The organism is Vreelandella sp. DA03-1M, assembly GCF_055725665.1.
In genome coordinates, this window is record NZ_CM146798.1 from 4,551,831 (window position 1) to 4,578,237 (window position 26,407).

Sequence of the window (26,407 nt, forward strand, 5' to 3'; positions counted from 1 at the left end):
ATTTGCTTTACGCTCGATTCTTTAACAAAAGTTCGATTGTTTACTAAAGGGAGATTTCTTATGCGCAAACCTGAACTCGCTGCTGCCATCGCTGAAAGTGCCGACCTGTCAAAAGATAAAGCAGGCCAAGTACTGAACGTTATTTTGGATGAGATCACTAACAGCGTTGCTAAGGGCGAAGATGTCGCTCTGATCGGCTTCGGTACCTTTACGGTACGTGAGCGCGCAGCACGTACCGGTAAAAATCCACAAACCGGTGCCCCACTACAAATTCCGGCCAGCAAAAATGTTGCCTTTAAGCCAGGCAAAGGACTTAAGGACGCCGTTTCCTAATGAAGCTCAAGCTGACGCTGTGGCTGCTGGGCATATTGCTCAAACGTGCCCTGCGCCGCAAGCCGCGCTTTCGTGAACAGTTAGAACGCATGCGCGGCCTGGACTGGGGAATCGCCACGGAAGATCTAAGCATAGCCCGCCACTACCGGATGACGCCGAAAGGCATCAGCACCGGTAAAGGGCTGCCCGTCGACTTAGACCTTGAACTGCGTTTCCGAGACCAAGCCACTGCGTTAAAAGTGCTCAAAAAGCCCACTCAGCAAGCCTTTCTTGACGGCATGATGAGTGGCAACGTGCGTTTAGTGGGCGACTCCGCCGATATGAACAAGCTGCAGAAGCTGCTCAAATATTTGTAGCCCAGTATTTGCAGTATTGAGCGGTCAGCAAAGGGTAAACCAGGCAGAGGTATAGCAGCTATCGATGGACATACCTCATCAACGCTTAGTGTACTTCCGCGTTACCCTTGAGTCTGGCTCAGTTCGCCGTGCTGCGGCGCGTCTGGACATTGCTCCCTCGGCGGTCAGCAGGCAAATTTCGCTGCTGGAAGAAGCCTTGGGAGCCACCCTCATGGAGCGTCAGCGCGGCGGCATTTCACCGACCCCGGTCGGTGAAATGCTGCTTGAGTACTGCGAACGTCGCGGCGCACTGGACGAAGGCTTTATCGCGTCACTTGAAGCCTACCAGCGCATGGAAACCGGCAAGATATCGCTCACCGTCGGTGAAGGATTTGTCAGTGACCTAGTAGCGTCGCCGCTGCACGAATTTACCCAACGCTATGCGGGCATTCAGCTCGACATCCATACCGCAGGCACCTCGGGCATTATTGACGCCATTGTCGGCGATCACAGTCATATCGGCTTGATGTTCCATGAGCGTACCCATCCCCAGCTGCGTTTCTGGTCATCCAGTCCTCAGCCACTGATGGCTATTCTGCCGCCGGATCACCCATTGACCAGCCAGACGTCACCTCTCACGCTGACTCAGCTTAGCGACCAGCCGATGGCCATGTGGGACACCACCCATGGGGTGCGTCAAATGGTCGACCAAGCATTTCAGCAGTCTCGTATAGTCCCGCGCATGGCAATGAATACAAATTCCATGGTGGTATTAGCACAATATGTGCGCAGCGGCATGGGCATTACCCTACTGCCCGCCTTTGCCGTCGCACACGATTTAGAAGCAGGCACGCTAGTGGCGCGTCAGGTAGATAATCCGCTGTTTCAGCGCTCCCAGGCCCACATGGTCACGCGCGTAGGCCGCCAACAGCCCAAGGCTAGCATTCTGCTGCTACGCCACCTGCAGCGCTGGATGCAAGCGTTTCGCGATGTGAATTAGCGCGCGGTCGCAGGCAGTCCCACCACCGTCGCTCCAGCGGTTACGCTTTTTGTGACAATGGCGCCAGCACCGATTCGCGAGCCCTCACCAACCTCAATATTGCCAAGCACAACGGCGTTTGCACCCAAAAAAGCATTCCGCCGAACTTTGGGGTGACGGTCACCATCAAGCTTACCCGTTCCGCCTAATGTGACGCCCTGAAAAAGGGTGACACCATCTTCGACGACGGCGGTTTCGCCAATAACAATACCCACACCATGGTCAATAAAGATGCCTTTACCAATGCGTGCAGCAGGATGTATATCTACGCTGAATGTACAACTACAGCAAAACTGGAGGTAGCTCGCCATACTCTTCCTAGCGGTTGTCCACCAAACATGACTGACGCGATGACACTGCAGTGCTCGATAACCAGAAAAAAAGAGCAGTGGTGTAAAAGGTTCTGGGATGGCGGCGTCTTCCTGTAGTAACACCCGCAAATCATCCAGGGCGGACTCAACGATCAGCGGGTTTTCCGCCAGCACAGCACGTATCTCTGCCAGTGCCGAGGCATGCGATATATGGGGAGATGACAGCGTCTCAGCGATAACAACGGCAAGTGCCGAAGCAAAATCGCTATGATCAAGCAAAGCATGTCGGTAAAAATCCGCTAATAGTGGCTGCGTGCGGGAAGCTTCAAGGGCGGCTGCCTGAATCTCCCGCCAGAGCGCGTCAGGGTCATTAAAGGCGTGGCCGCCTACATCTGAGGTCGCGGTCATCATTAACGCTCTCACACCGTGATTTGAGAAAAACGCAGCACTGTTCCGCCTAACACTTCAGGCGGTATATCGGCCTCATGGGCGCTCAATGGTGCAAAAGGTAGCGAGCGCTTCTGCCAGTGATTAATCGCCACGGCAATATCATCACAGGCCAGAGTTAGCGCCACCGCCCTAGCGGGCACTGACGAGAGCCCTTCCAACACCTCAAAGTGCTCACCTATTGCCCAGTCGCTTAATAAATGACAAATCCCTTTATCAGTGTGAATTTTAAAGCCCCCCGTTTGCGTTTGAATCGCTTCATCGCCATGGATACGACGAAAGTGCTCCAAGTCTCGAGCAGGGCTATCTGACACATACCAAATATCGGTAATAGACGTCGCCGTATTAGCGTGCCGCTCAAGGGTGGGGTCTGTGCGAAACAGCTCAGGACGCAATTGCTGGCACAAGAATTGGGTAAGGAAAGGCTGCTGAGGGTCATGGAGGATATTTAACGCGACACCCACTTCTACATCACCACTGGCAAGATGCGCCAGTCTGCGAAACTCAATAGGCGAATGGCCTTCAAAACCACGCGCAGTCAACAGCGCATGATCCGTCGACATTGCTTCACTTTCTAATGCCACCATGGCGATCCCCTCACCAATGGCTAAGCGATCTTCCACCACTTTGGCAAATTGAAAGCCGTTGCTATCCCGATAATCTGTTAGCTCTGGATGTGCAATGCCAATCAGTTCAATGAAATTATTGTGTAAAAACAGCAGGTGATTATCGGTACCCCAGGGGTGGCTGTGGCGCGGATTGAGGGTAAAACCCAATGCGGCCGCGCGCTCGGCGGCCACATCTAAATCGGCTACCGCGACTAAGGGGTGATCAATGCCAAAGCTCATTGCAGTAACTCCTCACGCTGCTGGAGCGAAGCGCCCCAGCAAGTTAGAACAATATCCTCAGGTCCCATGGAACAATCAACCAACGCCGCTACCGTAGCCAAATGCCACGCTGGCTTCCGGTGCCGTTTCCACCCAGACGCTTTGCGGCACTGTGTACTCGCGCAGGCCGTCCAAACCGCTAGAGCGTCCAAAGCCGCTATCGCCAAAGCCACCAAACGGGGACATCACGCTGATCGCCTTGTAGCTATTGACCCACACCGTGCCCGCACGCAGTTGACCGGCAACGCGATGCGCCCGCGCCACATCCTGGCTCCAAACGGCGCCAGCCAAACCAAAGCGAGTTTCGTTGGCGAGCTGAATGGCTTCGGCTTCGCCCTCAAAGGCCATGGCGATCAACACCGGGCCGAAAACCTCTTGCTGAGCGATCTCCATCTCCGGCGTGACGTCGACCAGCACGGTAGGGGCGATAAAATAGCCGTGGGCCTCGTCTGGCAGTCCTTCGGGACGCTTGCCACCCGTTAACACTCTCGCGCCTGCCGCTTCGGCAGCCTCAATCATCCGGGTGACCTGCTCAAATTGACGGCGATTCTGCAAAGGCCCCATGCGCGTCACTTCATCGCTGGGAAGGCCGACCGCAATCTGTTCCGCGGCCCGGGCCAAACGGCTGGTGACCTGCTCAAACACCGATCGCTCAATCAACAGCCGTGAGCCCGCCACACAGCTCTGACCTGCGGCAGCAAAAATTGCCGCCTGGGCACCGGCGACGGCTTCGTCCAGCTTGGCATCGGCAAAGACGATATTGGCAGATTTACCCCCTAGTTCTAACACGCTGGGCACCAATCGGCGTGCGCCGGCTTCAGCAATCATGCGGCCACTCTGGGGAGAGCCCACGAATACCAGCTTGCTGATAGTGGGGTGGTCGGTCAGCGCTGCGCCAGTCGACTTGCCCAGCCCATTGACGATATTTATTAACCCTTTAGGAAGCCCCTGACCGAACTTTCCAGAGCATTCGAGCAGTTGGGCAATTACCACCGATGAGAAGGGCGTCAGTTCGGAAGGCTTCAGTACTACGCCGTTGCCCGCTGCAATCGCCGGGGCCAGTTGCCATGCGCAGGTGAACATCGGGGCGTTCCAGGGGGTAATTTGCCCCACCACGCCATAGGGCACATGACGTACATAGTTAAGGTGCGAGGTAGGCACTGGAATCACTTCGCCGTGCTGCTTATCGCACCAGCCCGCGTAGTATTCAAACATCTCGCGCACCTTGCCTACTTCAGCCCGGCAGTCACGAATCGGCTTACCGGCAACGACGCTCTCCAACTGCGCCAGCGCTTCTTCATGGCCCTCTAGCCCACGCAGCGCCGAATTCATGCGACGCCCACGTTCGCTGGCGGTAAGCGCCATCCATTCACGCTGCCCACGCGTAGCCGCTTGAGTAGCACGCTCAATTAACGTCGTGCCCGCATCACGATAGCTCACCAGGGCTTCGCCGGTGGCCGGGTTGATCAGGGTGATTTCCTCACCCTCCCCTGCGACTAATGCGCCATCAATCCAGTTACTTAGCGGCGTGGTAGCGGCTAAACCGAAACCTTTAAGCAGTTCAGCCAGATGGTCGCAGGCATGTTGGCTAAGTGAGTTCATTGGTTGCCCTCCGCTTGGCTGCCACGCGCTAATATCGGCGTAGTGATATGGTTAAAATCGTCGCTATCAGCTGGCTGCTCGGGGTTCGCGTGCCAAGCATCAACAACGGCTTGTAACAGCGGTAAGGGAATATTCAATTGCTCCGCGGCATCCCGCGCCAAACGCAGATCCTTACGCATCAAACCGGAGGTAAAGCCAGAATCGAAGCGCTCGCTCAGCACCCACTCTGGGAAATTCACCTCGCTAATCGCGCTGCGCCCGGAGCCACTATTGATGCCCGCCAGACAGGCAACGGGGTCGACGCCCGCCTTGGCGGCCATAGCCACGGCTTCGGCGGTGGTTAACAAGTGCGCGGCACACAGGTAATTATTGGCAAGTTTCACCACATGGCCGCTGCCTGGGCCGCCCACATGGGTGCGCTTGGCTGACATCGCTTCCAGTATTGGCAATACCCGCTCGATAGTGCTTTCATCGCCGCCTAACAACATACCCAGCTTGCCACTGGCAGCACCTTTGGGGCCACCGCTGACGGGGGCATCCAGCCAGTGAAGGCCCGCTGCAGTTACTTTTTCAGCCAATTCACGGCTAACCGCTGGGTCGCTCGTTGATGTATCGACAATCACGCTACCATTCGGCGCAAGGTCAAGCAGGCCTGGAGATTGCTCGATCACCTCACGGACATGGGCAGAAGTGGGCAGCGAAAGCAGATACACATCACTTGCGGGCAGCGCATCAGGCGCCACAACGGTTAGTCCCTGAGCAGCAAGGCGAGATCGCGCTTGCTCAAATACATCGCTGCCCGTGACTTCAAACCCTGCAGCTTTAAGGGTGAGCGCCATGTTACCGCCCATCTGACCAAGCCCAATAACGGTAATGGTTAAAGACATTCTAAAACTCCCTAAGCGTTTTTGATGGTGAAACGCTATGTTCGGTGTAGATATTTGGCGTAGCCGCTCCCCTACCCAGCGGGCATGTGAGAGCGAACAACATAGTTAGTTAAGCAAGATCGTTAAGTGGCAATAATATTTTAAGTGAGCAGCGCCCTTACCAGCTCCACCCAATAGCGTGTTCCTAGCGGCAACAGCGCGTCGTTGAAGTCATAGCGCGGATTGTGCAGCGAGGGGGAATCTTCGCCGTTGCCCATCCAGATATAGGCACCCGGCCGCTCGGCCAGCAGAAACGAAAAGTCTTCAGAGGCCATGCTGGGCGACGGATTACGCTTTACTTTATCGCTACCGAGTAAGCGTTCCAGCACCGTAGCGCAGCGCTGGGCATGTTCAGGGGTATTGATAGTAGCCGGGTAGCAGCGCTGGTAATCCAGTTCAACGGCTAAGCCGTGAAACTCTGCCAAACTGCCAATCGCCTGTTTGAAGCGTGCTTCCAAATGCTCTTTAAGCGTCATATCAAAGCAGCGCAGCGTACCGCGCAGCTCGACCTGCTCCGGAATCACATTGAAGGTATCCCCGGCGTGGATGCTGGTAATACTCAGCACCGCCGATTTATCCGGCGGCGTTTCACGGCTCACCAACCCCTGTAACTGACTGATCAGTTGGCAGCTTGCCAGCACCGTATCGATGCCCAAGTGTGGCATCGCGGCGTGGCATCCCTTGCCAATCAGTTTTAGGGTAAAAATATCGAAAGCCGCCATCACATCGGTGTCATGCACCGCTGCCTCACCTACCGGCAGGCCCGGCCAATTATGCAGACCGTATACGGCATCCATGGGAAAACGCTCAAACAGGCCCTCTTCGACCATGACGCGCCCACCACCAGCGCTCTCTTCAGCGGGCTGAAAGATAAACACCACCCGGCCTTTGAAATCCGGCTGCTGCTTTAACGCCCAGGCGGCGCCCAGCAGCATGGACGTATGACCATCGTGGCCACAGGCGTGCATTTTGCCAGGCGTTTGCGAGGCGTAGGCAAGCTGCGTCTCTTCACGAATATCCAGGGCGTCGATATCGGCCCGCAGGCCGATGGTTTTGCCTTCACCCTGTTGACCATCCAGAGCGGCGACCACACCCGTTCCAGCAATCCCGGTAGTTACCTCAAAGCCCCACTCAGTCAGCAGCGCTGCAATACGCGCACTGGTACGGTGCTCCTCAAACGCGGTTTCCGGGTGCTGGTGGAAATCGTGACGCCACGCTTTTAATGTTTCGCTATCCGGCAAGTTTACTGAGGCAGTCATCGTCCTATCCTTAAAGCATTATGTGAGCGACAACGGCAGAGCCGATAAAGGTGCCGGTGAATACCAGTAAGGCCACGATCACTAGCTTCCAGCCGGTTTGCTTGAACATGGCAAACTCACGTCCGGTCAGCGCCAGCCCTGCATAGGCCAATACCGGCGTGACCACCGCTAAGAAGTCGACCTCCGCCAGTCGTGCGATTATCCAACCATTACCCGGGAAAAATGGCAGCGTCGCGATAATACTGATCAGCGATACCCAGGCCACGCTGGGCAGGTAAAAGGGGCATACGCGTCCGATGACCAAGCCGATGATGACCATGACGTAAAGAATCAGCATGCCGGGCAGTGCGTCTAATAAAGGCGAACCGTTGACGATATTGCTAAACCATGCAGCCACACACACGGCTGCCAGTACCAGCGCCGTTTTGCCTAACTGGTTTTCAGGGCGCAGCTCTTTAAGCGCTTCGGCATCGAACTGATCGACCGTATTCTCATGAGTTTTCATGGCTAACCTCCTGGCGTGAGCCTTTCAGGCGCTTATACATCCACTCGGTCACCGGTAACGCAATAAACAGCGAAACATACAAACCGGTTGCGTAAGTGAGCAAATTACTTGCCCCTGCAAAGGCGAGCAGTTCGTCTTTGGATGCCGGTACCGCTTCGGCTAATGCGGCCGAACACGCTGCCACCATACTGCCACTGCCCACCCCACAGGCCATGGCCAGCGCACGGATATCGAGAATATCCAACGAAGCGATATACCCCGCCATTAAGGCGAAATAGAGCGTACCGAACATGGTGCCCACCACGTACACGCCCATGATGCCGATGCCTTCAGGGCTTCTGAGGCCGTAGCGGTCTGAAATAATGGCAATATTGGGTTCGCGGGCAATGGAATAGGTAGCACCGATCGCTTCCCGGCCCATCTTGAGCACTAACACCGCGAAGGGCAGCGCGATCAACATGGTGCCGAGATTACCCAGCTCCTGGAGTATCAGCGCGGGGCCAGCGGCGATGATCTGCTCAATTGCCGGGCCAATGGTAGAACCGAACTTGGCAATAAAGGGCAAAATTGCGATCAGGATAATCGGACCTGCCGCATTACTAACCGGCTTGGGGATAACCTTGCCCATTGCCGAGAAAAGGTGGGGGTTGAAGATCACGCCAATGATAAAGGCGTAAAGCAGAGGTAATAACAGTAGTGTCCCCGGCCCGAGCGGAATGCGCACAATGCCTATCCACTCGGCAAACATCGACGTCACGATCACCGTCAGGTGCAGACGCCAGTCCAGCAGTAGCTTGAGATCCATTGGAGTGTTCCTGTTTTTTTAGTGTCACTCCGAGTATCGAAAGGTTACTGTTTCAATCATAGGGCTTTAGTGCGCTAATTTTTAGAACACACTTCCGTCAATAGGCTTTTGGCCTCCACCCGATTAGGCTTAAAGCGAAGCGAATGATAAAACACTCATAAGCGCGATAATGAAAACAATTATCAATCGTCTTATTCTACTGTATGATGCCAGGTATTCCATAACCCTCCCTTATGTGTCGCTTTTCTTATGACCAAAGCGCTCCGTTCTTCTCTCCATACTCCTTTCTCCCATTCAGAAGTGGGGCCCATCCCTATTCCCAACCAGGGACATCTCCTGCTGCAGCCTGGCCTGGGCCTGTACTTCGAACGTGGCGCCAAAGCACGTGACGCTGTGCGTAAAGCAAATCTTAATAACAGCATCAGCTTGGTAATGCTGCTGGAGGGGGAGCTGGATCTACGCTTCGGGAGCCAGCAGTTAAAGCTCAACGCAGGCCGCGGCGGTGAACATAATGCCTTTTCTCCCACTATGGCACTGGTGACGACAAATCAAGACGAATTGTTTTGCCGGACGACGAGACAAGGCGATTTTTCCAGGCGCGTTAGTCTTAATCTAAGTCGCGAGTGGCTAGAGCAGTCACTATGTGGCGATGCCATCGGCTACACCTCGGCAGCGGCTGCTCAGTTAGAGAAACACTTGTGCACTCGACAATGGAAAGCCTCAATCCGCGCTTGTGAACTAGCAGAGCAGATGTTGACGCCACCACCGCTCCCCCCTGAGTTGGTCAGGCTATACCTTGAAAGTCGGGCGCTTGATCTATTCCTGGATGCTTGGTCGCACGGTATAAGCGATCAACACAACCGTCCCTTGCGAGGTATTAGCACGCGCAATTACTATCGCATGCGCGAGTTGGCAAGCTGGTTAAAGGCTAACGCTAGCATGCATTTAAGCCTTGAAGAGATTGCCGCCGAAGCCAATATGGCAACCGCCACCCTTCAGCGTCATTTTCGCCAAGCGCATGGGGTTAGCGTGTTCGAGTTTTTACAGCATACCCGTTTGGAAAAAGCGCGCTTGGCGCTACAACGCGAAGGCATTAGTGTTAGTGAGGCTGCCGACATAGCGGGTTACTCACATACCGCCAGCTTCTCCGCCGCCTTCAAGCGCCACTTTGGCATATCACCCAAACAGGTCCTCAACAGAACAGCGCGTTAGCACCGCTACCATGAGGCTTTTTTTACCTGCACATCTAGAGCAAACGCCTGGTACTTGCCTGCAAAAATGATGGGCATGCCTATGTTTTTGCCTACCTCGCCTAAGACACCCAACGACCAGCATGCAAAAATAATGCGAATAACTATCAGTCGCAGGTGAGGTTTGCATGAAGTTCCGATCGCGTTATTACATACGACGACACGAAGTATTGCCGCTCTGCTTACTACTGGCAGGTAGCAGCATTACAGTCACCCCGTTATTCGCACAAACTTCGGGCAATGAGGAAGTCGAACTCAGCACCATAACGGTCAATGCCTACCGCCCCGCAGACACCATCAGCGCCGCCACCAAAACAGATACGCCGCTGGCCGAGACACCGCAGTCCGTCACGGTCATTGAGCGCAACGAACTCGATGCGCGAGGTGTACAGAACCTTAATGAGGCCACGCGCTACACAGCGGGTGTTCTACCGGAAAGCCAAGGCATCGATAACCGCGTGGATGATCTCTATATCCGTGGCTTCGATGCGGGCAGTTTCAGCAACAACGTCACACTGGATGGCCTGCGCGTACCCTCAAACGGTGGCAATAGCTGGAACCGCGTGGCCTTCAACGCTTGGAACCTGGAACGCGTGGAAGTACTGAAGGGCCCCTCCAGTGTTCTCTATGGACAGATCGCACCGGGCGGGATGGTCAATCAGGTTAGCAAAATGCCCACACTTGATCAGGAGCAACAACTGCGTCTACAGGTGGATGAGCGCGGCCGCTATCAAAGCGCATTTGATGTCGGCGGCACCAACGACAGCGAGCGTGCACGCTGGCGGCTGGTCGGTTTGTTCAGCGATGGCGATACACAGATTGATGAAACCAGTTATCAGCACTGGTTCCTGGCACCGAGCGCTACCTTCACGTTCAACGACGACGCGACTCAGTTGACCCTGCTGGGCTCATACCAGGAAAACGACGGAGGCAGTACTTTTCAGTTTCTGCCCTATCAAGGTACCGTGATCCCCGCCGCCGATGGCTATATCGACAACACCACCTTCCTTGGCGAACCCGGCTGGAATACCTATGATCGCACACTGTGGACCGCTGGCTGGCAAGTGGATCATGAGCTGAACGAACGTTGGAAATTGGGCCAGAACGCACGCTATACCCACGTTGACTCGCTCTATCGAGCATCGGTGGGCAATGGCGTACGCGGCGCGGCGCTGACGGAACTCAACACCCTCCAGAATGACCGTATCCTGGCACGGCGGGCAGTGCAGGGCGAAGGCGAAGCCAAGGGGTACAGCATCGATACCCGCCTAGAGGGAGAAATTGAAACGGGCGATGTCATCCACGGGGTGCTGGCTGGCGTCGACTGGCAGAAGAGCGACTGGGATTTCTTCCGCCAAGCCGCCAGCGTCGATCCCAACGCTATCGCCATCGATATTTATCACCCGGTTTATACCTATTATGACTTCGCACCCACACTATTCGCTCAAACCTCAACCGAAGAGACCGACAAGCAGCGAGGCCTCTATTTACAGGATCAGTTAGCTTGGAATCAATGGCGTTTGACCATCGGTGGCCGCTATGACTGGTTCGAAATCGACTCGCTGAACCGCCTGACCGATACTCGCGCTATCACCAAAGATCAAGCTTTTACCGCCCGTGCCGGACTGATTTATCTCTTTGATAACGGCCTGTCACCTTATGTCAGCTATGCCGAATCCTTTCAGCCTGCCACCGGCACAACCCGCGACGGCAGCACCTTCGAGCCGACCACTGGTACCCAATGGGAGGTGGGCGTCAAGTACGAACCCCGAACTATCGACGGCATGATTACACTATCGGCCTACGACCTGCGCCAAGAGAACGTGCTTACCGCCGACCCACGTAATGACGCCGATGAGAGTTTCCAGGTACAGACTGGCGAAGTGCAAATTCGCGGTATCGAACTGGAAGGGCGGGTGACACCCACTCCAGGCTTTAGCGTCATTGGCGCGCTCACCCGTTTCGACTCGGAAGTGACACGTAATAACGACGGCTACCAGGGCAATCGTATGATTCGGGTACCGGAGTGGATGGGTTCACTTTGGCTTGATTACTCCTTCTGGAGTGGGCCGCTTGATGGTTTGAGCATTGCCGCTGGCGCACGTTATGTGGATGAAACCTACGGTGACCTAGGAAATTATCTGCACATTCCCGATTACACATTGTACGACGCAGCGCTTCGCTACGACGCCGGCCGGGTTGGCAATACGGACCTGGAATTCGCTCTCAATGCCAGCAATTTAACTGACGAACGTTATGTTGCCACCTGTAGTGCCGCCACCTCTTGCTACTACGGCAGCGGTCGGACGGTGACAGCCAGCGTCAACCTTCGCTGGTAGCCGACTCTTTTCAGGAGCCACCACGATGCGCTTTTTAATCACTTTTTTTCACCCTCCGGTAGCGTGTCACCCACGCCTCCGACAGCATGCGGTGGGCATGATTGTGGCGCTGATAGTGCTGATGGCCAGCGCACCCGTCCTGGCAGGCAGTTGGCCGCGCAGTGTTCACAGCGATGATGGCATTACGCTGCAGATTGCCAAGCCACCTGAACGCATTCTGTCGACCTCGGTCACCTTAACCGGTATTTTGCTGCCTATCGAGGCGCCGGTAGTGGCCAGCGCTGCCGACGCCAACGGGGCTTTCTTTGCCCAGTGGGCCGAGGTGGCTCATCAGCGCGGCGTGGAAAACCTCTGGGCTGCCGGAAACGTCGATCTGGAAGCCATCTATGCCATACAACCGGACCTGATTCTGGTTTCCGCCAACGGCGCTGACTCGGCTCTGGAGCAGGTTGACGAGTTACGTGCCATCGCTCCCACGCTGGTACTCGACTACGGCCAGCGCAACTGGCAGACATTGACCCAGGTGTTGGCGGACGCACTAGGGCGCAGGGAGGCTGCCGAGCGTTTGCTGGAAAGTTTTGATCGGCGGCTTACCGATACTCGCCAGCAATTGGTTCTCCCGGCAGGAACCGCCAATATCATCAGTTACAACGGCCCCGGCATCACGAATCCCGTCGCCACGGATGATGGTACCCACGCACAGCTGCTGGCCTCGCTGGGCGTTGACATTGAGGGCGCAGACCCACGCTGGCATGCAGGATTCGACACGCCGGGCGACTTTGTGCGTACCGAATACGAGTACCTAACCCTGTTGGCGTCTCCCACGACATTTCTATTACGCCGTGATCAGGACGACCTTGCACCCTTTGTCAACGACCCCATCCTCGCCAATTTGCCCTCCATACGGTCAGGTCAGGTTTACGGCTTGGGCGCCAACTCGTTCCGCATTGACTATTACAGTGCTCTTGAGATCATCGAAGGAATGCGGGAGAACTTCGCCCCTTGATTCACGTAAGTTACTTCAACTGCCAGTTGCTTAACTGGGGATCACTACTGACATACGGAGCAGGCCTTTTCCTGCTCGTACTGCTAAGTACCCTGATCGGCACTCACGATATTGCACCTGCCGTGGTGTGGCAGGCACTAACCCACTTTGACCCGACGCAAAGCGACCATCTGCTGATACGTTATTTGCGCCTGCCACGCGCACTCCTGGCTATTCTGATCGGCGCGGGACTGGCAACGGCGGGCGTCATTATGCAGGCGCTGACACGCAATCCACTGGCAGATCCGGGCATTTTAGGCGTCAATGCCGGTGCCTCCGTGGCGGTCGCCTCCGGCATTGCGATGCTGGGCATTACCGCTCCCGTGGGGCTACTTATTTTCGGAATGACAGGTGCCGCAGTGACAGGCCTGGTAGTGCTCCTGCTGAGCAGCCTGCGCCTGGGAGGAGATCCGGTTCGCGTCGTCCTGGCCGGTACAGCGATTTCTGCCGTCCTGCTGGCAGTCACCCATATCATTACCCTCAACAGCCAAGAGCAGGTCTTCGATCAGTTTCGGCACTGGGCGGTCGGCGCCCTTCAGGGGCGCGGCCACAGCATACTGCTACCGCTGGCGATGCCGATGCTGGCTGGTTTGGTGATCGCTCAACTGCTGGGGCACTCACTCGACACCCTGGTACTCGGTCGTGAGCTTGGCCGCGCGCTGGGTGTGCATGTTCAACGCACTTGGTTGACTGCCGCGCTCGTCGTCACTCTGCTTACCGGGGCTGCCACCGCCGCCGCCGGGCCAATCGCCTTCATTGGGCTTACCGCCCCCCATATGGCGCGTTTCATGGTCGGGCCGGGTCATCCTCGATTGCTCCCCCACGCAATGTTGATCGGTGCCGTATTGATGCTGGTAGCTGACACCTTGGGTCGGCGTATCGCCCATCCGGGAGAAGTCAGCGTGGGCATCATGATTGCGTTAATCGGCGGTCCTTTCCTGGTAGTACTTGCAAGACGTAGGAGTCTGGTGCAGCTATGAAGAGAGTTGCTACGATACCTCGTGTATATCGCCTGGGCTCACTCTCCATCGGCATCGCACCGCGGGTGCTGCTCATTAACGCGCTGTTGCTATTCATCGCCATTATCCTGGCCATCAGCCTGCTGATGCTGGGGCGTATGTCGTTATCCCCTTCCCAGGTCATTGATGCACTACTGACCACACAGTCGAGCAGTACCGAGGGGCGCATCGTGTGGGGCATTCGCCTGCCGCGCATCTTGACTGGTCTCTTTGCTGGTGCTGCGCTGGGTGTCTCCGGAGCTATTTTTCAATCGATTTCGCGCAATGCGCTTGGCTCACCAGACATTATCGGCTTTACCACGGGCTCAGCGACAGGTGCTATCAGCTATATCGTGCTGGTAGGGCAGCACACGCTCGGTATCCTGCTGGCAACCGTTACAAGCGGAATGTTGACCGCACTCGTGGTGTATCTGCTAGCGCGTCGTCAGGGCCAGGTCGACAGTTATCGTCTGGTGCTGATAGGGATCGGCATGGGTGCCACCCTAAGCGCACTCAATGGCCTTCTGCTGGTGAAGGGCAATCTCGACAGCGCCGTACAGGCCAATATGTGGCTGGCAGGCTCACTCAATGCTCGCTATTGGATCCATGCCCTACCTCCGCTGGTCGGCACGCTGATTCTACTGCCGATAGCGCTGTGTGCTGCGCGCGCATTGAGCATGGTCGAAATGGGCGACGATGTATCCCGTCAGTTAGGTGTCTCTGTCGAACGGACCCGACGATCAATGATCTTCTGCGGTGTTGTGCTAGCCGCACTGGCCACAGGTGCCATCGGCCCAGTCGCGTTCATTGCCCTGGCCGCCCCGCAACTGGTCACGAGACTGACCCGCACACCCGGTGTTCCCATACTCGGCGCGGCCTTCATGGGGGCGGTGCTGCTGCTAACGGCCGATTTGATGACCCAGCATCTTCCAGGGCAACTGATACTCCCTATTGGGCGTGTCACCGCCATTGCGGGTGGTGCCTATCTGCTCTGGCTATTAACGCGCCGTCACCCCTGTTAATGCCATGTGATAGAGATAATTTGCCAATGAACGCACCGCACCTTTCACATATCCTTGCTTCTTGCTCCGGTCAACTGCAAGCCAACAACATCAGCCTGGCCTACAGCAACACCACAATCTTGAGCGAGTTGAGTATCGCGCTCCCCAATGCACGCATCACTGCGATCATCGGCCCAAACGGCTGCGGAAAATCCACCCTGCTGCGCGCCTTGGCAGGCATTCTGCCACCTGCTCGGGGACAGATCCTCCTCGACGGCAAACCACTGCAACACTACACCGCTCGTGAACGTGCCCGGCAGGTGGGGCTTTTACCGCAGGTATCCACCGCCCCATCCGGCATCACCGTGATGGATCTCGTCTCCCGAGGCCGCTTTCCCCACCAGGGGTGGTTCCGTCAGTACAGCGAAGAGGACGAGTTTGCCGTCGACCACGCCCTACAACTCACTCGGCTAACCGGCATGGAGACGCGCCGAGTTGACGAACTCTCGGGCGGGCAGCGTCAGCGCGTCTGGCTGGCGCTGGTATTGGCGCAGAACCCCCGCATTATGTTGATGGATGAGCCGACCACCTATCTTGATATCGCACACCAGCACGAAATACTGGCGCTATGTCTGCAACTCAACCGTCGCCAACACCATACCCTGGTCATGGTGCTACACGACCTCAATCAGGCAGCTCGCTATGCAGATCACATCATTGCCATGAAGGATGGACAAATTGCAGCAGCGGGCACGCCAGCTGATGTGATTTGCCCAACGGTGCTGGCCCATGTATTCGATATCGACGCCCACATCATGACCGATCCCATCACCCATACCCCCATGGTTGTTCCCATTCCCCCTCGACCTTAACCATCATGATTCATCATCAGGAACTTTACATGTCTCGCGTATCCTCCACCGACAGACCGTTATGTATCGGTTTATCACTTGCCATCACGTGGCTGGCCGGAAATAGCTGGCGCCGTCCCGACAGTCAGATCGAGGCGATCCACGATCCAGACTTCTACACAGGGTTTGCCCAGATGGCCGAACAGGCTCATTTGGACTTTCTGTTTCGGCCAGACTCCCTATTCATCGACCCCGATGTATTAGCTCATGCGCCCGGCTTCAGTAGCCTTGACCCCACGCTGTTGATGACCGCCCTGGCACAAAAGACACGCCATATCGGCCTGGTAACGACGGCCTCTACCACCTTTATTCCGCCTTACCTGCTCGCCCGCCAGTTACAGTCGTTACACCACATCAGCCATGGACGAGCAGGTTGGAACGTTGTCACCGCCCTGGATGGCCAGCAAAATTTTGGTATCGAGAGTATGCCATCACCGGCCGAGCGCTATGCCCGTGCCGATGAGTGCGTCGACGTCGTGCGCAAGCTCTGGGCAAGCTACCCCCACTCAGCGCTACTAAACGATCGTCAGGGTCGCTACGCCGATCACCAGCAAATGGCCACGCTCGACTATCACGGCCACTTTTTCGATATCAAGGGGCCATTAACCCTCCCCTCCCATCAGGCGGGAGATATGCCTCTCTTTCAAGCCGGAGCCTCCGATACCGGGCGCGATTTTGCCGCTCGTATTGCAGATGCCATCTTCGCGGCGACCCCCAGTCTGGCGTCTGCATTGGAATTGCGTAAGGACATCCAATTACGCGCTAGGCGCCATGGCCGGAGCGCATCAGCGGTTCGGATACTGCCAGGGCTAAGCCTGTTTCTCGGTGACACCCGTGAAGAGGCGCAAGCGCTGTACCAATCGTCACAGAGCGAGCATAACGAAAGCCGTCAACAGGCGTTTCTGCACCAAGCGCTGGGGGTTGATGTATCTGCGCTCGCCCCTGACCAGCGCATCACCCAGGCGATGCTTACGCCTCTCGATCACCCGGTAAGAAGCCGCACCCACGCAAACCTACTGCGCCAACTTGTGGTTCACGAGTCGCCGACGGTGGCCACTTTGCTTAAGCGACCTGAAGCGTCCGGTTCAGCTCATTGGCAAGTGGTAGGAACCGTTGAAGACGCGCTGGAGACGATTGATCAGTGGCATGCCGCAGGCGCTATCGACGGCTTTATTGCTCTGCCCGGCGGTAGCAAGCGCTCGCTGGAACTTACCTGTAAAGCGTTGGTGCCAGCACTGGCAGAACGGGGATTGTTTCGCAAAGCCTATAGTGGCTCTACGCTGCGTGAACATTTGGGTCTCGCGTAGGTAGCAAAAAAGTATTTACGATCAGCAAAACGAAATCGTTCAGAAGCTAAGCTTTCAGAGAGAAACTTGAACCCACAAGAGTTATACTAAGGTCTAACAAAAGCGATTAATAAGAGACCCTATGCCGATTTCTCTGCCTTTGCGGCGTCTATGGACCCTAGATAAGTTTGCCTACAGCCTGCGCGTGTTTATCGCGTTCAGCGGGGCGCTGCTGTTTAGCGGTTTTGCAGGTGACATCGCGCTGGTGATTCCGCTGTTTTTGGGCATTATTGCAAGTGCGCTTTCTGAAACCGATGACAGCTGGCAGGGGCGTTTTCAAGCCCTGCTGGTCACGCTGGTGTGTTTTACGTCGGCGTCTTTTATTGTCCAGTGGCTGTTTCCCTGGCCGTGGCTGTTTGTGGTTGGCCTGGGCGTTTCAACCTTTACTCTGATTATGCTCGGCGCCATTGGGCAGCGTTACGCCACCATTGCCTCCGGCACGCTAATCCTGTCGATTTACTCGATGATCAATATTGAGCAGCACGGCGGGGTCGATGAAGACGTGGCCGCCCGCCAACTGCTGCTGTTGGCGGGGGCTGTCTGGTACGGATTAATTTCAATCGTGTGGTGCGCGCTATTTTCGCGCCAGCCGGTTAAGCAGAGTATGGCGCGGGTGTACAAAGCGCTGGGCGAGTTTTTGATTCTGAAATCGGCGCTATTCGAGCCGGTGCGGGGCGTAGACGTGGAAGCCCGCCGGGTAGCACTAGCGCGTCAAAATGGCAAAGTCGTCGATGCCCTTAATCAAGCCAAAGAGATGATTTTTAGGCGGCTTGAAGGCCAGCGCGGTGACCGCAAGCTCAACCGCTACCTGCGTATTTACTTTATTGCCCAGGATATTCACGAACGGGCTAGCTCCACCCACTACCCTTACAGTGCGCTCAGCAAGGCGTTTTTCCACCACGATGTGCTGTTTCGCTGCCAGCGGCTGCTGGATCAACAGGGGCGTTCCTGCCGTCAACTAGCGAAATCGCTGTTACTCAACCGGCCGTTTGACCACCAGCAGAGCGAAGAGGCGCTGGCCGATTTACACGCTTCAATAGAGAACTTACGCGACCGAGGTAAGCCCGAGTGGCGCCCGCTGCTCTATCCATTAAGTGCGCTAGCAGAGAATCTGGCCACCCTGGAAAATCAGCTCGCCAGTGCCCATAACCCTGGTGTCAGCGATGATCGTCGCGATAGCTCACTGTATGACCGCTCGCCCTCCAGCGTATTGGAAGCGTGGAAGCGGGTGCGCCTAAACTTTACGCTGGGTTCCCCCACTTTTCGCCATGCAGTGCGGCTCTCGATTGCGTTAATGACTGGCTACGGGATCCTGCAATGGATCGACCCCGAGCAGGGCTTTTGGATTCTGCTGACCACGCTGTTTGTTTGCCGGCCCAACTTTGCCACCACACGGCGTTTTTTGTCCCAACGGATAATAGGCACTGTACTTGGCCTGGTAGTGGGCTGGGCGTCGATCAGCCTCTTCCCGCAACCGCTGGTGCAGAGCATGATCGCCGTGGCTGCAGGGGTGTCGTTCTTTGCCAATCGTGAGAAACACTACGTGATCGCTACCGCATCCATCACGCTGCTGGTGCTGTGTAGCTTTAACCAGGTGGGCGACGGCTATGACTTAATCTTACCCAGGTTATTCGATACCCTGATTGGCTCGCTGATCGCGGGCTTAGCGGTGTTTTTTATTCTGCCCGATTGGCAGGGGCGCAGGCTTTACCGTGAGGCCGCCAATGCGCTGAATAACCACCGTCGCTACCTGGAAGAGATTATCCATCAGTACGAGGAAGGCAAGCAGGATGACTTGGCCTATCGCCTAGCCCGGCGCAATGCTCATAACGCTGACGCGGCACTCTCCACGCTACTCACCAATATGCTCCACGAGCCGGGGCACTACCGGAAGCTGGATGCGGATAACGGGCTGCGTTTTCTGGTGCTCTCCAACACCCTGCTTAGCCACCTTTCGGCGCTAGGCGCCCACCGCCATCAGTTGGCAGACGATGAAGACGACGCCACGCTGGTGCCGGTAGCAAAACGTATTGGTGAGCTGTTGGGCCAGATCGCAGAACAACTGAATAAACGCCAGCCGATAGAGGCGCTAGCGGATCAAACCGCCGAACTGTTAGCCCAATTAGAAGGGCAGAATACCGCTATTACGGATGAAAAAGCCGTCGCCCTTTATCGCCCTATTCAGAGCCAGCTCCGTCTTATTACAGAGCAGCTTGCCCCGCTAGGCGAGGCGGCAAATCGATTAGTGGGAAGCGAAGCGCCCACCGCCAGCAGTACAGCGGCTTAAACCTGCCCATAGCGCCCTGCCGCCTCGCCTAACCAACGACGTACCAGCACGGCGGTAATTTCGGGATTGCCCTGCAGCGTTTGGGCCATGGTGCTGACTCGCTCCAGAAGGTCGGCATCGCGTTCCAGGTCGGCGATTTTCATCTGTGCCAAGCCAGTTTGGCGAGTGCCGAGCACTTCGCCGGGGCCACGAATTTCCAGGTCTTTCTCGGCGATGCGGAAACCGTCAGTGGTTTCGCGCATCACCGCCAAGCGCTGGCGGGAGCTTTTCGACAGCGGCGGATGGTAGAGCAGTACGCAGAAGCTTTCCGTGCTGCCCCGTCCTACCCGGCCCCGTAGTTGGTGAAGCTGAGAAAGCCCCAGGCGTTCAGGGTTTTCGATAATCATCAGGCTGGCGTTGGGCACATCCACCCCCACTTCGATTACCGTCGTCGCTACCAGCAGGTCCAGCTCCCCCGCTTTAAAGGCGGTCATTACTGCGGCTTTCTCGCTCGACTTCATGCGCCCGTGCACCAACCCTACCGCCAATTCAGGAAGCGCTACGGTTAGCTCATCCCGGGTGACTTCGGCAGCCTGACACTGCAGCACTTCGGATTCGTCAATCAGCGTACAGACCCAATAGGCCTGACGACCTTCGCTACAGGCCAGTCGAATACGCTCAACCACTTCGGGGCGACGCTCATCGGGCACCACCACGGTTTTCACCGGCGTACGGCCGGGAGGTAGCTCGTCGATCACCGAAACATCGAGATCTGCATAGGCACTCATGGCTAAGGTGCGGGGAATCGGTGTGGCGGTCATGATCAGCTGGTGTGGAGTAAGCCCGCCCGCTTCGCCTTTCTCGCGTAGCGCCAGGCGCTGATGCACGCCAAAGCGGTGCTGCTCGTCAATAATCGCCAGCCCCAAACACTCAAAGTGCACGTCGTCCTGAAACAGTGCATGAGTGCCCACCACCATACGCGCACGGCCATCGGCAATCGCCGCTTTGGCATCCAGCCGCGCCTTGCCTTTGAGCTTGCCCGCCAGCCACGCTACTTCGATGCCCAGCGGCTCAAACCAGGCTTGAAACGAGCGGTAGTGCTGTTCGGCGAGGATTTCAGTGGGCGCCATAATCGCCGCCTGACAATTGCCCGCCAAAGCGCTCAGCGCGGCCATGGCGGCGACAACGGTTTTACCCGATCCCACATCCCCCTGAATCAAGCGCAGCATCGGCGCGGGGCGACTCAAGTCGTGGCCGATCTCTTCGAGTACCCGGCGTTGAGCACCGGTCAAGGCAAACGGTAATTGAGCCAGAAAGCGCGCCTGTAGGCTGCGCCCGGAGGGCAGCGAAGGAGCGCCATCCGCCTGTATGCGCAAGCGAACCTCGCGCAGGCTAAGCTGGTGAGCAAGCAGCTCTTCCAGCGCTAAACGCCGCGTGGCCGGGTGCTGGCCGCTGGTGAGTTGCTCGATGTTCACATCGGGCGGTGGCTGATGTAACAGGTGCAGGCTGGCGTGCAAGCCCGGCAGCTGGAAGCGCTGAAGCAGCGTATCGGGAATCACATCGGGCAACGCTTCGGGTGCGTTGTCGAGAAGCGCGAGCGCCTGTTGAGCCAGAGCGCGCAGCCGCGGTTGGTTCAAGCCTTCCGTGGTGGGGTAAATGGGTGTGAAATACTCATCGACCGGCGTTTCACTGCCACCACTGAGACGGTATTCGGGGTGGTAGATCTCTAAACCGGTGGCCCCGGCCCGCGCTTCACCGAAGGCGCGTACCGTCGCGCCAGGGCGTAGCTGTTGCTGCTGGGCGGGCGAAAAGTGAAAAAAGCGCAGGCTCAGAATGCCGCTGGCATCACGCAGGCGTACCAACAGGCTGCGGCGGCGACCTTTAACCACATCGCAGGCGGTCACTTCGCCTTCTATCACCGCCTCCTGCCCTGCCCGCAGCAGGCCAATCGGCGTCAGCCGCGTGCGATCCTGATAGCGCAAGGGCAGGTGAAACAGTAGGTCGCTAACGCGCTCAATCCCCAGCCGGCCAAGCTTTAGCGCCAGCGCTTCGCCTACGCCTTTCAGCGCTGTGATGGGCGCGGAGAGATCGCTCATGGGGCGCTTTTCACGGCTTGGGCAGGTTGACGGCAGTGGCTGATCGCCTGAATCAGCGCCTCGATGGCTTTAGGGCGGGGAAAGCTCGCCCGCCAGGCGATCGCCACGGTGCGCGACGGTGCTGGATCAACAAAAGGTCGACTGACCAGCATGGCATTTTCATACTGGTCGGTGCCCAGCGCGGACTGCGGCAGCACGGTGATGCCCAATCGAGAGGCTACCATATGGCGAATGGTTTCCAGCGACCCGCCTTCGGCAATCAGCGTATTGTTGGGGCTGTTGAGCTTTTGGGTAATCGCCGGGCAGGCTTCCAGAATCTGGTCCCGGAAGCAGTGACCTTCGCCAAGCAGCAGCAGGCGCTCTTCGAGTAAATCCTCTTTATTGATCGCTTCGCGCGACACCCAAGGGTGATTGGCGGGCATCAGTACCTCAAAGTCTTCCTCATAGATGGCCTTTGTCACTACATCGGTTTCAGTAAACGGTAGCGCCACAATAATCACATCCAGCTCGCCACTTCTGAGCTTGGCGCGCAGCGTGCCGGTCATGCCTTCTTCAATATACAGCGGCATCTGCGGGGCCGCGTTGGCCAGCGCAGGGACCAGATGAGGAAACAGGTAGGGTCCGATCGTATAAATCGCGCCAATGCGCAGCGGGTTGGCCAACTGATCTTTGCCGCTACTGGCCAGCTCGAAAATCAGCGTACTCTGTTCCAGCACACGCTGCGCCTGAGCAACGATCTTTTCACCCAGCGGGGTCACTTGTACGGTGGACTTAGAGCGCTCAAACAGCGGCGTTTCAAGCTCCTCCTCCAGCTTTTTCACCGCCACGGAGAGTGTGGGCTGTGAAACGTGGCAGCGTTCTGCCGCGCGTCCAAAGTGGCGCTCCTGGGCGAGGGTTACGATGTAGCGAAGTTCTGTTAAAGTCATAGCGGTGCCAGTGGCATCCTCTCGTAGCAGCTTGTGACTAGGGTATGTACGAAAACAGTGTTTGTGCGAAAACAGCGTTGTACGAAAAACCTAGCATCATAGCAGTCAGCGGGATGGTAAAGGACAAGCAAGCTCTGCCGACGGTTTTCTCACCCGACAATGACACAGTTCAATGTCAACGTTGGTAAAGACTTTGCATCTAATAGGGAATATTAATCAAGAGGAGTGAGCACGGTGAAGCTAACCGTACTGATTATCGGCTGTGGCGATATTGGGATCAACCTTGGGCGCGAGTTGCTTGAGGAAGGGCACCAAGTGATTGGGATGCGGCGCAACGTCGAGGCCTTAAAAGGCACCGGTATTAAACCGCTGAAGCTGGATTTAAACGACCTCGAAGACGCCGATGCCAAAAGCCTTCCCCACGCCGACTATGTGGTTTATACGGTCAGCGCTGACCGTTTCGAAGAGAGTGCCTATCAAACCGCCTACCCAGAAGGGTTAAAGCGCGTGCTGAGTGTGATGGAGCAGCACAAGACGCCGCCGCGCCGGGTGTTTTTCGTCTCTTCAACCAGCGTACATGGCCAGCAGGAAGGCGAAGTAGTCAATGAAGAGAGCCCCACTGACCCCAGCAGCTTCTCTGGCACACTGATGTGCGAAGCCGAGCAGGCGCTGATCAATCATCCCCTGCCCGGCACGGTCATTCGCTTCTCAGGCATTTACGGCCCAGGCCGCGACCGGCTAATTCATCAGGTCGCTGAAGGCCGCGTGGCGGCGATCACCCCGGTGATCTATTCCAATCGCATTCACCGCGACGACTGCACCGGCATTATCGCCCACCTGATTCGCTATCAGGAGAGCGGTGAAACGCTGGCCGATATCTACCTGGGCAGCGACTGCGAGCCGGTTACCATGCATAACGTGATGATGTGGCTGGCGACTCAGTTAAAAGTTGAAGCCAGCGAAACCATGCAGTCACCGTTACGCCGCCGGGCCAGCAAACGGTGCGATAACCAGCGCATTGTTAGCACTGGCTATCAGTTCCGCTTCCCCAGCTACCGCGAAGGTTATGCACAGGTGCTGAAAGAAGGCGGCTTTCTAGAGGTCAACAGCGTCTAACTCGATCCGGTTAATCGCCGATTACCATGACCGCTTCGGCTTCCACCTGGCTGCCTTTGGGCAGCGCTTTCACGCCGACGGCGGCGCGGGCGGGGAAAGGAGCGGAGAAAAACTCTTCCATGACTTGGTTAACAATCGCAAAGTTATCCAAGTCGACCAAATACAGATTCAGTTTAACGATATCGCTCAACGAGCCCGCCGCTTCTTCACACACCGCCTGCAGGTTGGTGAAGACCTGACGTGCCTGAGCTTCAAAATCCTCAGAGACAATCGTCATGGTGGTAGGGTCCAGCGGAATCTGGCCCGAGAGATATACCGTGTTCCCCGCTTTAATAGCCTGGGAGTAAGGGCCAATAGCAGCGGGGGCTTTGCTGGTGTTGATAACAGCCTTATTGCTCATGCGATGTCTCGCTCCTTCAGTGGGTAATAAGTAGTTCGAATTAGGCCCTACCGACTCAGCCAATAGTGAACACTACCGATATACCATCAGCATGCCGTTATAGACATATTAGTTGGCGAGTCGGGTAATTTTGCTAACGTTGGGTAGATTTCGGATGCGTTTAATAATGCTTGCCAGATGCACGCGTCCTTTTACCGACAGTGTCAAATTGACGGTGGAAAGCCTGGCATCACGCTCTTCAATGCCGATACGCTCGATATTGGCATCGGCATCGGTGACCAGTCCGGCCAGTTCTGCGACTAACCCGCGGCGGCTCTCAATTTCAATACGCAGTGCGACCGGGAAGTCCTCATCAATCGTATCCGACCATTCCAGCGCGAAGAGCTTATCGGGATCGTTTTTATCCGCAACGTTTTTACATTCGGCGCGGTGAACGACCAAGCCTTTGCCGGTAGAAAGGTGGCCCACCACTGGGTCGCCCGGTAGCGGGTGGCAGCAGCGCGCAAAGTTGGTCACCATGCCTTCACTACCGCTGATCACGACGGCTTTGCTGCCTTCAATACCCGCGGGATGCTCATAAGTATCATCACCGTGGGCGGTATCCACTAGGCGGCGTGCTACCACGTGAGTCATGCGATTGCCTAACCCCAACGATTCCAACAGAGACTCTTCAGAAGTGACGTCCAACTCTTTAAAGGCGCGTTTAATGGCGCTTTCATCCAGCTCTTCCAGGCTGGTATCGAACGGCGCCAGGGCTTTATTGAGCAAGCGCCGACCCAGCATAACGGCTTCGGTCTGCTGCTGGTATTTCAGCGCATGGCGAATCGCCGAGCGCGCCTTAGCGGTGGTCACAAAGTTAAGCCAGGCAAGATTCGGGCGCGCACCAGGGGCAGTGATAATTTCCAACGTCTGGCCGCTCTCTAAGCGCGTCGAGAGCGGTGCCAAATGGCGGTCAATCCGGCAAGCAATACAGTTATTGCCAATATCCGTGTGTACGGTATAGGCGAAGTCAATCACGGTCGCGCCTTGTGGCAGCTCCATGATGTCGCCTTTGGGGGTAAACACGTAGATATCGTCGGGGAAAAGGTCGTTTTTAACGTGTTCGATAAACTCTAGCGAATCGCCTGCGTGACGCTGCATTTCCAGCAGACCCTTCACCCAGGCGCGGGCCCGGGCGTGGCTGCCTTCGGCAATCGGATGCGAGGTCTGACCCGCCTTGTAAAGCCAGTGAGCGGCGATGCCGTTATTGGCCATGGCTTCCATTTCACGGGTGCGTATCTGTACCTCAATAGGCATACCGCGAGAACCAAACAGGGTGGTATGCAGGCTCTGGTAGCCGTTGGCCTTGGGAATCGCAATATAGTCTTTAAAGCGCCCCGGTACCGGCTTATAGAGGTTATGCACCACGCCTAAAATTCGGTAACAGCTGGCCACATCTTCGGTAATGATGCGAAATCCAAACACATCCATAATTTCGGCGAAGGGCTTACGCTGGTCGCGCATCTTCTTGTAGATCGACAGTAGATGTTTTTGCCGCCCAATCACTGTGCCGTTCAGGCCATCTTCATCCAGGCTTTTTTGCAGCGAGGACTGGATTTCACGCATCGCGCTGCGCCGATGCCCGCGCGCTTTGGCCACCGCACGCTTGATGCGTTCGGCGCGCATCGGGTGAATCGCTTGAAAAGAGAGATCCTCAAGCTCAACACGAATAGTGTTGATGCCCAGCCGCCCGGCAATGCGGGCATAAATTTCCAGCGTTTCACGGGCAATGCGGCGCTTCTTATCCGGGCGTAGGGCGCCCAGGGTACGCATATTGTGCAGCCGGTCGGCCAGCTTAACGATGATGACGCGGATATCCCGCGACATCGCCAGCACCATCTTCTGGAAATTTTCCGCCTGGGCGACGGCTTTGTCTTCAAAGGTGATTTGGGTAAGTTTGGATACCCCATCGACCAGTTCTGCTACCGGTTTGCCAAACTGAGCCTCCAAGGCCTTTTTGGAAACGCCGGTATCTTCGATAACGTCATGCAGCATGGCGGCCATCAGGCTTTGATGATCCATGTGCATATTGGCAAGAATATTCGCTACCGCAAGCGGGTGGGTAACGTAAGGCTCGCCGGAACGCCGCCGCTGGCCATCGTGGGCCTGTTCAGCATAATAAAAGGCGCGTTTGACCTGCTGGATTTCATCCGAGGGTAAATAGCCGCCGAGTCGATCGGCCAGGTCATCAATGGTGAACATCTACCGCGCCTCTATCGGTTCGT

At 56.5% G+C, this 26,407-nt stretch carries 23 protein-coding genes and 1 pseudogene; 12 read left to right on the forward strand and 12 right to left on the reverse strand.

The genetic code is table 11. The annotated features are described in order from the left end of the window. Positions 1-60 precede the first annotated feature (60 nt). From ACXUPB_RS21220 to ACXUPB_RS21230, 3 genes are all read left to right on the forward strand, one after another. The gene (locus ACXUPB_RS21220) at positions 61-333 is read left to right on the forward strand and encodes an HU family DNA-binding protein (RefSeq protein ID WP_007112276.1); all 273 of its coding nucleotides are present in this window, start codon (positions 61-63) and stop codon (positions 331-333) included. Beyond that, complete coding sequence (locus ACXUPB_RS21225) at positions 333-689, forward strand: hypothetical protein (protein ID WP_008957129.1); 357 nt, start codon at positions 333-335, stop codon at positions 687-689. Before ACXUPB_RS21220 ends, ACXUPB_RS21225 begins: the two co-directional genes overlap by 1 nt. 64 nt (positions 690-753) lie before the next feature. After that, the gene (locus tag ACXUPB_RS21230) at positions 754-1,668 is read left to right on the forward strand and encodes a LysR family transcriptional regulator (RefSeq protein ID WP_472954591.1); all 915 of its coding nucleotides are present in this window, start codon (positions 754-756) and stop codon (positions 1,666-1,668) included. Here ACXUPB_RS21230 and epsC read toward each other — a convergent pair. From epsC to ACXUPB_RS21270, 8 genes and pseudogenes are all read right to left on the reverse strand, one after another. Then, complete coding sequence (gene epsC, locus ACXUPB_RS21235; RefSeq protein WP_472954593.1) at positions 1,665-2,429, reverse strand: serine O-acetyltransferase EpsC; 765 nt, start codon at positions 2,427-2,429, stop codon at positions 1,665-1,667. The two genes, ACXUPB_RS21230 and epsC, sit on opposite strands and share 4 nt — an antisense overlap. Positions 2,430-2,437: 8 nt before the next feature. Further along, positions 2,438-3,313: a VOC family protein gene (locus ACXUPB_RS21240; RefSeq protein WP_472954595.1), complete on the reverse strand. Its 876-nt coding sequence runs from the start codon at positions 3,311-3,313 to the stop codon at positions 2,438-2,440. A 75-nt stretch (positions 3,314-3,388) separates the two neighbouring features. Then, positions 3,389-4,954, reverse strand: coding sequence for an aldehyde dehydrogenase family protein (locus ACXUPB_RS21245; RefSeq protein ID WP_472954597.1), 1,566 nt, complete (start codon positions 4,952-4,954; stop codon positions 3,389-3,391). Next, a complete protein-coding gene (locus tag ACXUPB_RS21250) occupies positions 4,951-5,385 on the reverse strand; it encodes an NAD-binding protein (RefSeq protein ID WP_472956773.1) in 435 nt (144 codons plus the stop codon). The genes ACXUPB_RS21245 and ACXUPB_RS21250 overlap by 4 nt, the downstream gene beginning before the upstream one ends. Further along, a pseudogene (locus ACXUPB_RS21255) lies at positions 5,371-5,922 on the reverse strand (NAD(P)-dependent oxidoreductase); the annotation flags it as partial. The gene ACXUPB_RS21250 and the pseudogene ACXUPB_RS21255, both read right to left, overlap by 15 nt. A gap of 59 nt (positions 5,923-5,981) precedes the next feature. Beyond that, positions 5,982-7,139, reverse strand: a complete 1,158-nt coding sequence (locus ACXUPB_RS21260) for a M20 aminoacylase family protein (RefSeq protein WP_472954599.1) — start codon at positions 7,137-7,139, stop codon at positions 5,982-5,984. Between the two features lie 10 nt (positions 7,140-7,149). Beyond that, a complete protein-coding gene (locus tag ACXUPB_RS21265; protein WP_472954600.1) occupies positions 7,150-7,644 on the reverse strand; it encodes a hypothetical protein in 495 nt (164 codons plus the stop codon). Continuing rightward, on the reverse strand, positions 7,631-8,449 hold the full coding sequence (locus ACXUPB_RS21270) for a DUF3100 domain-containing protein (protein ID WP_472954602.1): 819 nt from the start codon (positions 8,447-8,449) through the stop codon (positions 7,631-7,633). Before ACXUPB_RS21270 ends, ACXUPB_RS21265 begins: the two co-directional genes overlap by 14 nt. A gap of 249 nt (positions 8,450-8,698) precedes the next feature. On the opposite strand from ACXUPB_RS21270, the gene ACXUPB_RS21275 reads away from it, so the two are divergent. The 8 genes from ACXUPB_RS21275 (at position 8,699) to yccS (ending at position 19,626) form a co-directional block, all read left to right on the forward strand. Beyond that, positions 8,699-9,661 carry a helix-turn-helix transcriptional regulator gene (locus tag ACXUPB_RS21275; protein ID WP_472954604.1) on the forward strand — a complete coding sequence of 321 codons (963 nt, stop codon included), beginning with the start codon at positions 8,699-8,701 and terminating at the stop codon, positions 9,659-9,661. A 166-nt stretch (positions 9,662-9,827) separates the two neighbouring features. After that, positions 9,828-12,038, forward strand: a complete 2,211-nt coding sequence (locus tag ACXUPB_RS21280; RefSeq protein WP_472954606.1) for a TonB-dependent siderophore receptor — start codon at positions 9,828-9,830, stop codon at positions 12,036-12,038. 25 nt (positions 12,039-12,063) lie between these two features. Continuing rightward, on the forward strand, positions 12,064-13,044 hold the full coding sequence (gene fepB, locus ACXUPB_RS21285; RefSeq protein ID WP_472954608.1) for a Fe2+-enterobactin ABC transporter substrate-binding protein: 981 nt from the start codon (positions 12,064-12,066) through the stop codon (positions 13,042-13,044). Beyond that, positions 13,041-14,063 (forward strand): FecCD family ABC transporter permease, encoded by a 1,023-nt coding sequence (locus tag ACXUPB_RS21290; RefSeq protein ID WP_472954609.1) that lies wholly within the window; start codon positions 13,041-13,043, stop codon positions 14,061-14,063. The genes fepB and ACXUPB_RS21290 overlap by 4 nt, the downstream gene beginning before the upstream one ends. Continuing rightward, positions 14,060-15,103, forward strand: a complete 1,044-nt coding sequence (locus ACXUPB_RS21295) for a FecCD family ABC transporter permease (protein WP_472954610.1) — start codon at positions 14,060-14,062, stop codon at positions 15,101-15,103. Before ACXUPB_RS21290 ends, ACXUPB_RS21295 begins: the two co-directional genes overlap by 4 nt. Positions 15,104-15,129: 26 nt before the next feature. Further along, complete coding sequence (locus tag ACXUPB_RS21300; RefSeq protein WP_472954612.1) at positions 15,130-15,954, forward strand: ABC transporter ATP-binding protein; 825 nt, start codon at positions 15,130-15,132, stop codon at positions 15,952-15,954. 29 nt (positions 15,955-15,983) lie between these two features. After that, a complete protein-coding gene (locus ACXUPB_RS21305; RefSeq protein ID WP_472954614.1) occupies positions 15,984-17,300 on the forward strand; it encodes an NtaA/DmoA family FMN-dependent monooxygenase in 1,317 nt (438 codons plus the stop codon). A gap of 121 nt (positions 17,301-17,421) precedes the next feature. Further along, positions 17,422-19,626 (forward strand): YccS family putative transporter, encoded by a 2,205-nt coding sequence (gene yccS, locus ACXUPB_RS21310; protein WP_472954616.1) that lies wholly within the window; start codon positions 17,422-17,424, stop codon positions 19,624-19,626. On the opposite strand, the gene recG is transcribed toward yccS, so the two are convergent. Both recG and ACXUPB_RS21320 read right to left on the reverse strand, forming a co-directional pair. After that, on the reverse strand, positions 19,623-21,701 hold the full coding sequence (gene recG, locus ACXUPB_RS21315) for an ATP-dependent DNA helicase RecG (protein ID WP_472954617.1): 2,079 nt from the start codon (positions 21,699-21,701) through the stop codon (positions 19,623-19,625). The genes yccS and recG overlap by 4 nt on opposite strands. Then, on the reverse strand, positions 21,698-22,627 hold the full coding sequence (locus ACXUPB_RS21320) for a hydrogen peroxide-inducible genes activator (protein WP_472954618.1): 930 nt from the start codon (positions 22,625-22,627) through the stop codon (positions 21,698-21,700). Before ACXUPB_RS21320 ends, recG begins: the two co-directional genes overlap by 4 nt. A 234-nt stretch (positions 22,628-22,861) precedes the next feature. On the opposite strand from ACXUPB_RS21320, the gene ACXUPB_RS21325 reads away from it, so the two are divergent. Continuing rightward, positions 22,862-23,743 carry an SDR family oxidoreductase gene (locus tag ACXUPB_RS21325; protein WP_472954619.1) on the forward strand — a complete coding sequence of 294 codons (882 nt, stop codon included), beginning with the start codon at positions 22,862-22,864 and terminating at the stop codon, positions 23,741-23,743. 10 nt (positions 23,744-23,753) lie between these two features. On the opposite strand, the gene ACXUPB_RS21330 is transcribed toward ACXUPB_RS21325, so the two are convergent. Both ACXUPB_RS21330 and ACXUPB_RS21335 read right to left on the reverse strand, forming a co-directional pair. Then, positions 23,754-24,143, reverse strand: coding sequence for a RidA family protein (locus ACXUPB_RS21330; protein ID WP_035556197.1), 390 nt, complete (start codon positions 24,141-24,143; stop codon positions 23,754-23,756). A gap of 108 nt (positions 24,144-24,251) precedes the next feature. Continuing rightward, positions 24,252-26,384: a RelA/SpoT family protein gene (locus tag ACXUPB_RS21335; protein ID WP_035556199.1), complete on the reverse strand. Its 2,133-nt coding sequence runs from the start codon at positions 26,382-26,384 to the stop codon at positions 24,252-24,254. Between the last annotated feature and the right edge of the window lie 23 nt (positions 26,385-26,407).

What these genes read in the sequence shown, in the direction of transcription:
- ACXUPB_RS21220 (WP_007112276.1), top strand. Translation starts at nt 61, where the DNA reads ATGCGCAAACCTGAACTCGCTGCTGCCATCGCTGAAAGTGCCGACCTG.
- ACXUPB_RS21225 (WP_008957129.1), top strand. Translation starts at nt 333, where the DNA reads ATGAAGCTCAAGCTGACGCTGTGGCTGCTGGGCATATTGCTCAAACGT.
- ACXUPB_RS21230 (WP_472954591.1), top strand. Translation starts at nt 754, where the DNA reads ATGGACATACCTCATCAACGCTTAGTGTACTTCCGCGTTACCCTTGAG.
- epsC (WP_472954593.1), bottom strand. Translation starts at nt 2,429, where the DNA reads ATGATGACCGCGACCTCAGATGTAGGCGGCCACGCCTTTAATGACCCT.
- ACXUPB_RS21240 (WP_472954595.1), bottom strand. Translation starts at nt 3,313, where the DNA reads ATGAGCTTTGGCATTGATCACCCCTTAGTCGCGGTAGCCGATTTAGAT.
- ACXUPB_RS21245 (WP_472954597.1), bottom strand. Translation starts at nt 4,954, where the DNA reads ATGAACTCACTTAGCCAACATGCCTGCGACCATCTGGCTGAACTGCTT.
- ACXUPB_RS21250 (WP_472956773.1), bottom strand. Translation starts at nt 5,385, where the DNA reads ATGTCAGCCAAGCGCACCCATGTGGGCGGCCCAGGCAGCGGCCATGTG.
- ACXUPB_RS21260 (WP_472954599.1), bottom strand. Translation starts at nt 7,139, where the DNA reads ATGACTGCCTCAGTAAACTTGCCGGATAGCGAAACATTAAAAGCGTGG.
- ACXUPB_RS21265 (WP_472954600.1), bottom strand. Translation starts at nt 7,644, where the DNA reads ATGAAAACTCATGAGAATACGGTCGATCAGTTCGATGCCGAAGCGCTT.
- ACXUPB_RS21270 (WP_472954602.1), bottom strand. Translation starts at nt 8,449, where the DNA reads ATGGATCTCAAGCTACTGCTGGACTGGCGTCTGCACCTGACGGTGATC.
- ACXUPB_RS21275 (WP_472954604.1), top strand. Translation starts at nt 8,699, where the DNA reads ATGACCAAAGCGCTCCGTTCTTCTCTCCATACTCCTTTCTCCCATTCA.
- ACXUPB_RS21280 (WP_472954606.1), top strand. Translation starts at nt 9,828, where the DNA reads ATGAAGTTCCGATCGCGTTATTACATACGACGACACGAAGTATTGCCG.
- fepB (WP_472954608.1), top strand. Translation starts at nt 12,064, where the DNA reads ATGCGCTTTTTAATCACTTTTTTTCACCCTCCGGTAGCGTGTCACCCA.
- ACXUPB_RS21295 (WP_472954610.1), top strand. Translation starts at nt 14,060, where the DNA reads ATGAAGAGAGTTGCTACGATACCTCGTGTATATCGCCTGGGCTCACTC.
- ACXUPB_RS21300 (WP_472954612.1), top strand. Translation starts at nt 15,130, where the DNA reads ATGAACGCACCGCACCTTTCACATATCCTTGCTTCTTGCTCCGGTCAA.
- ACXUPB_RS21305 (WP_472954614.1), top strand. Translation starts at nt 15,984, where the DNA reads ATGTCTCGCGTATCCTCCACCGACAGACCGTTATGTATCGGTTTATCA.
- yccS (WP_472954616.1), top strand. Translation starts at nt 17,422, where the DNA reads ATGCCGATTTCTCTGCCTTTGCGGCGTCTATGGACCCTAGATAAGTTT.
- recG (WP_472954617.1), bottom strand. Translation starts at nt 21,701, where the DNA reads ATGAGCGATCTCTCCGCGCCCATCACAGCGCTGAAAGGCGTAGGCGAA.
- ACXUPB_RS21320 (WP_472954618.1), bottom strand. Translation starts at nt 22,627, where the DNA reads ATGACTTTAACAGAACTTCGCTACATCGTAACCCTCGCCCAGGAGCGC.
- ACXUPB_RS21330 (WP_035556197.1), bottom strand. Translation starts at nt 24,143, where the DNA reads ATGAGCAATAAGGCTGTTATCAACACCAGCAAAGCCCCCGCTGCTATT.
- ACXUPB_RS21335 (WP_035556199.1), bottom strand. Translation starts at nt 26,384, where the DNA reads ATGTTCACCATTGATGACCTGGCCGATCGACTCGGCGGCTATTTACCC.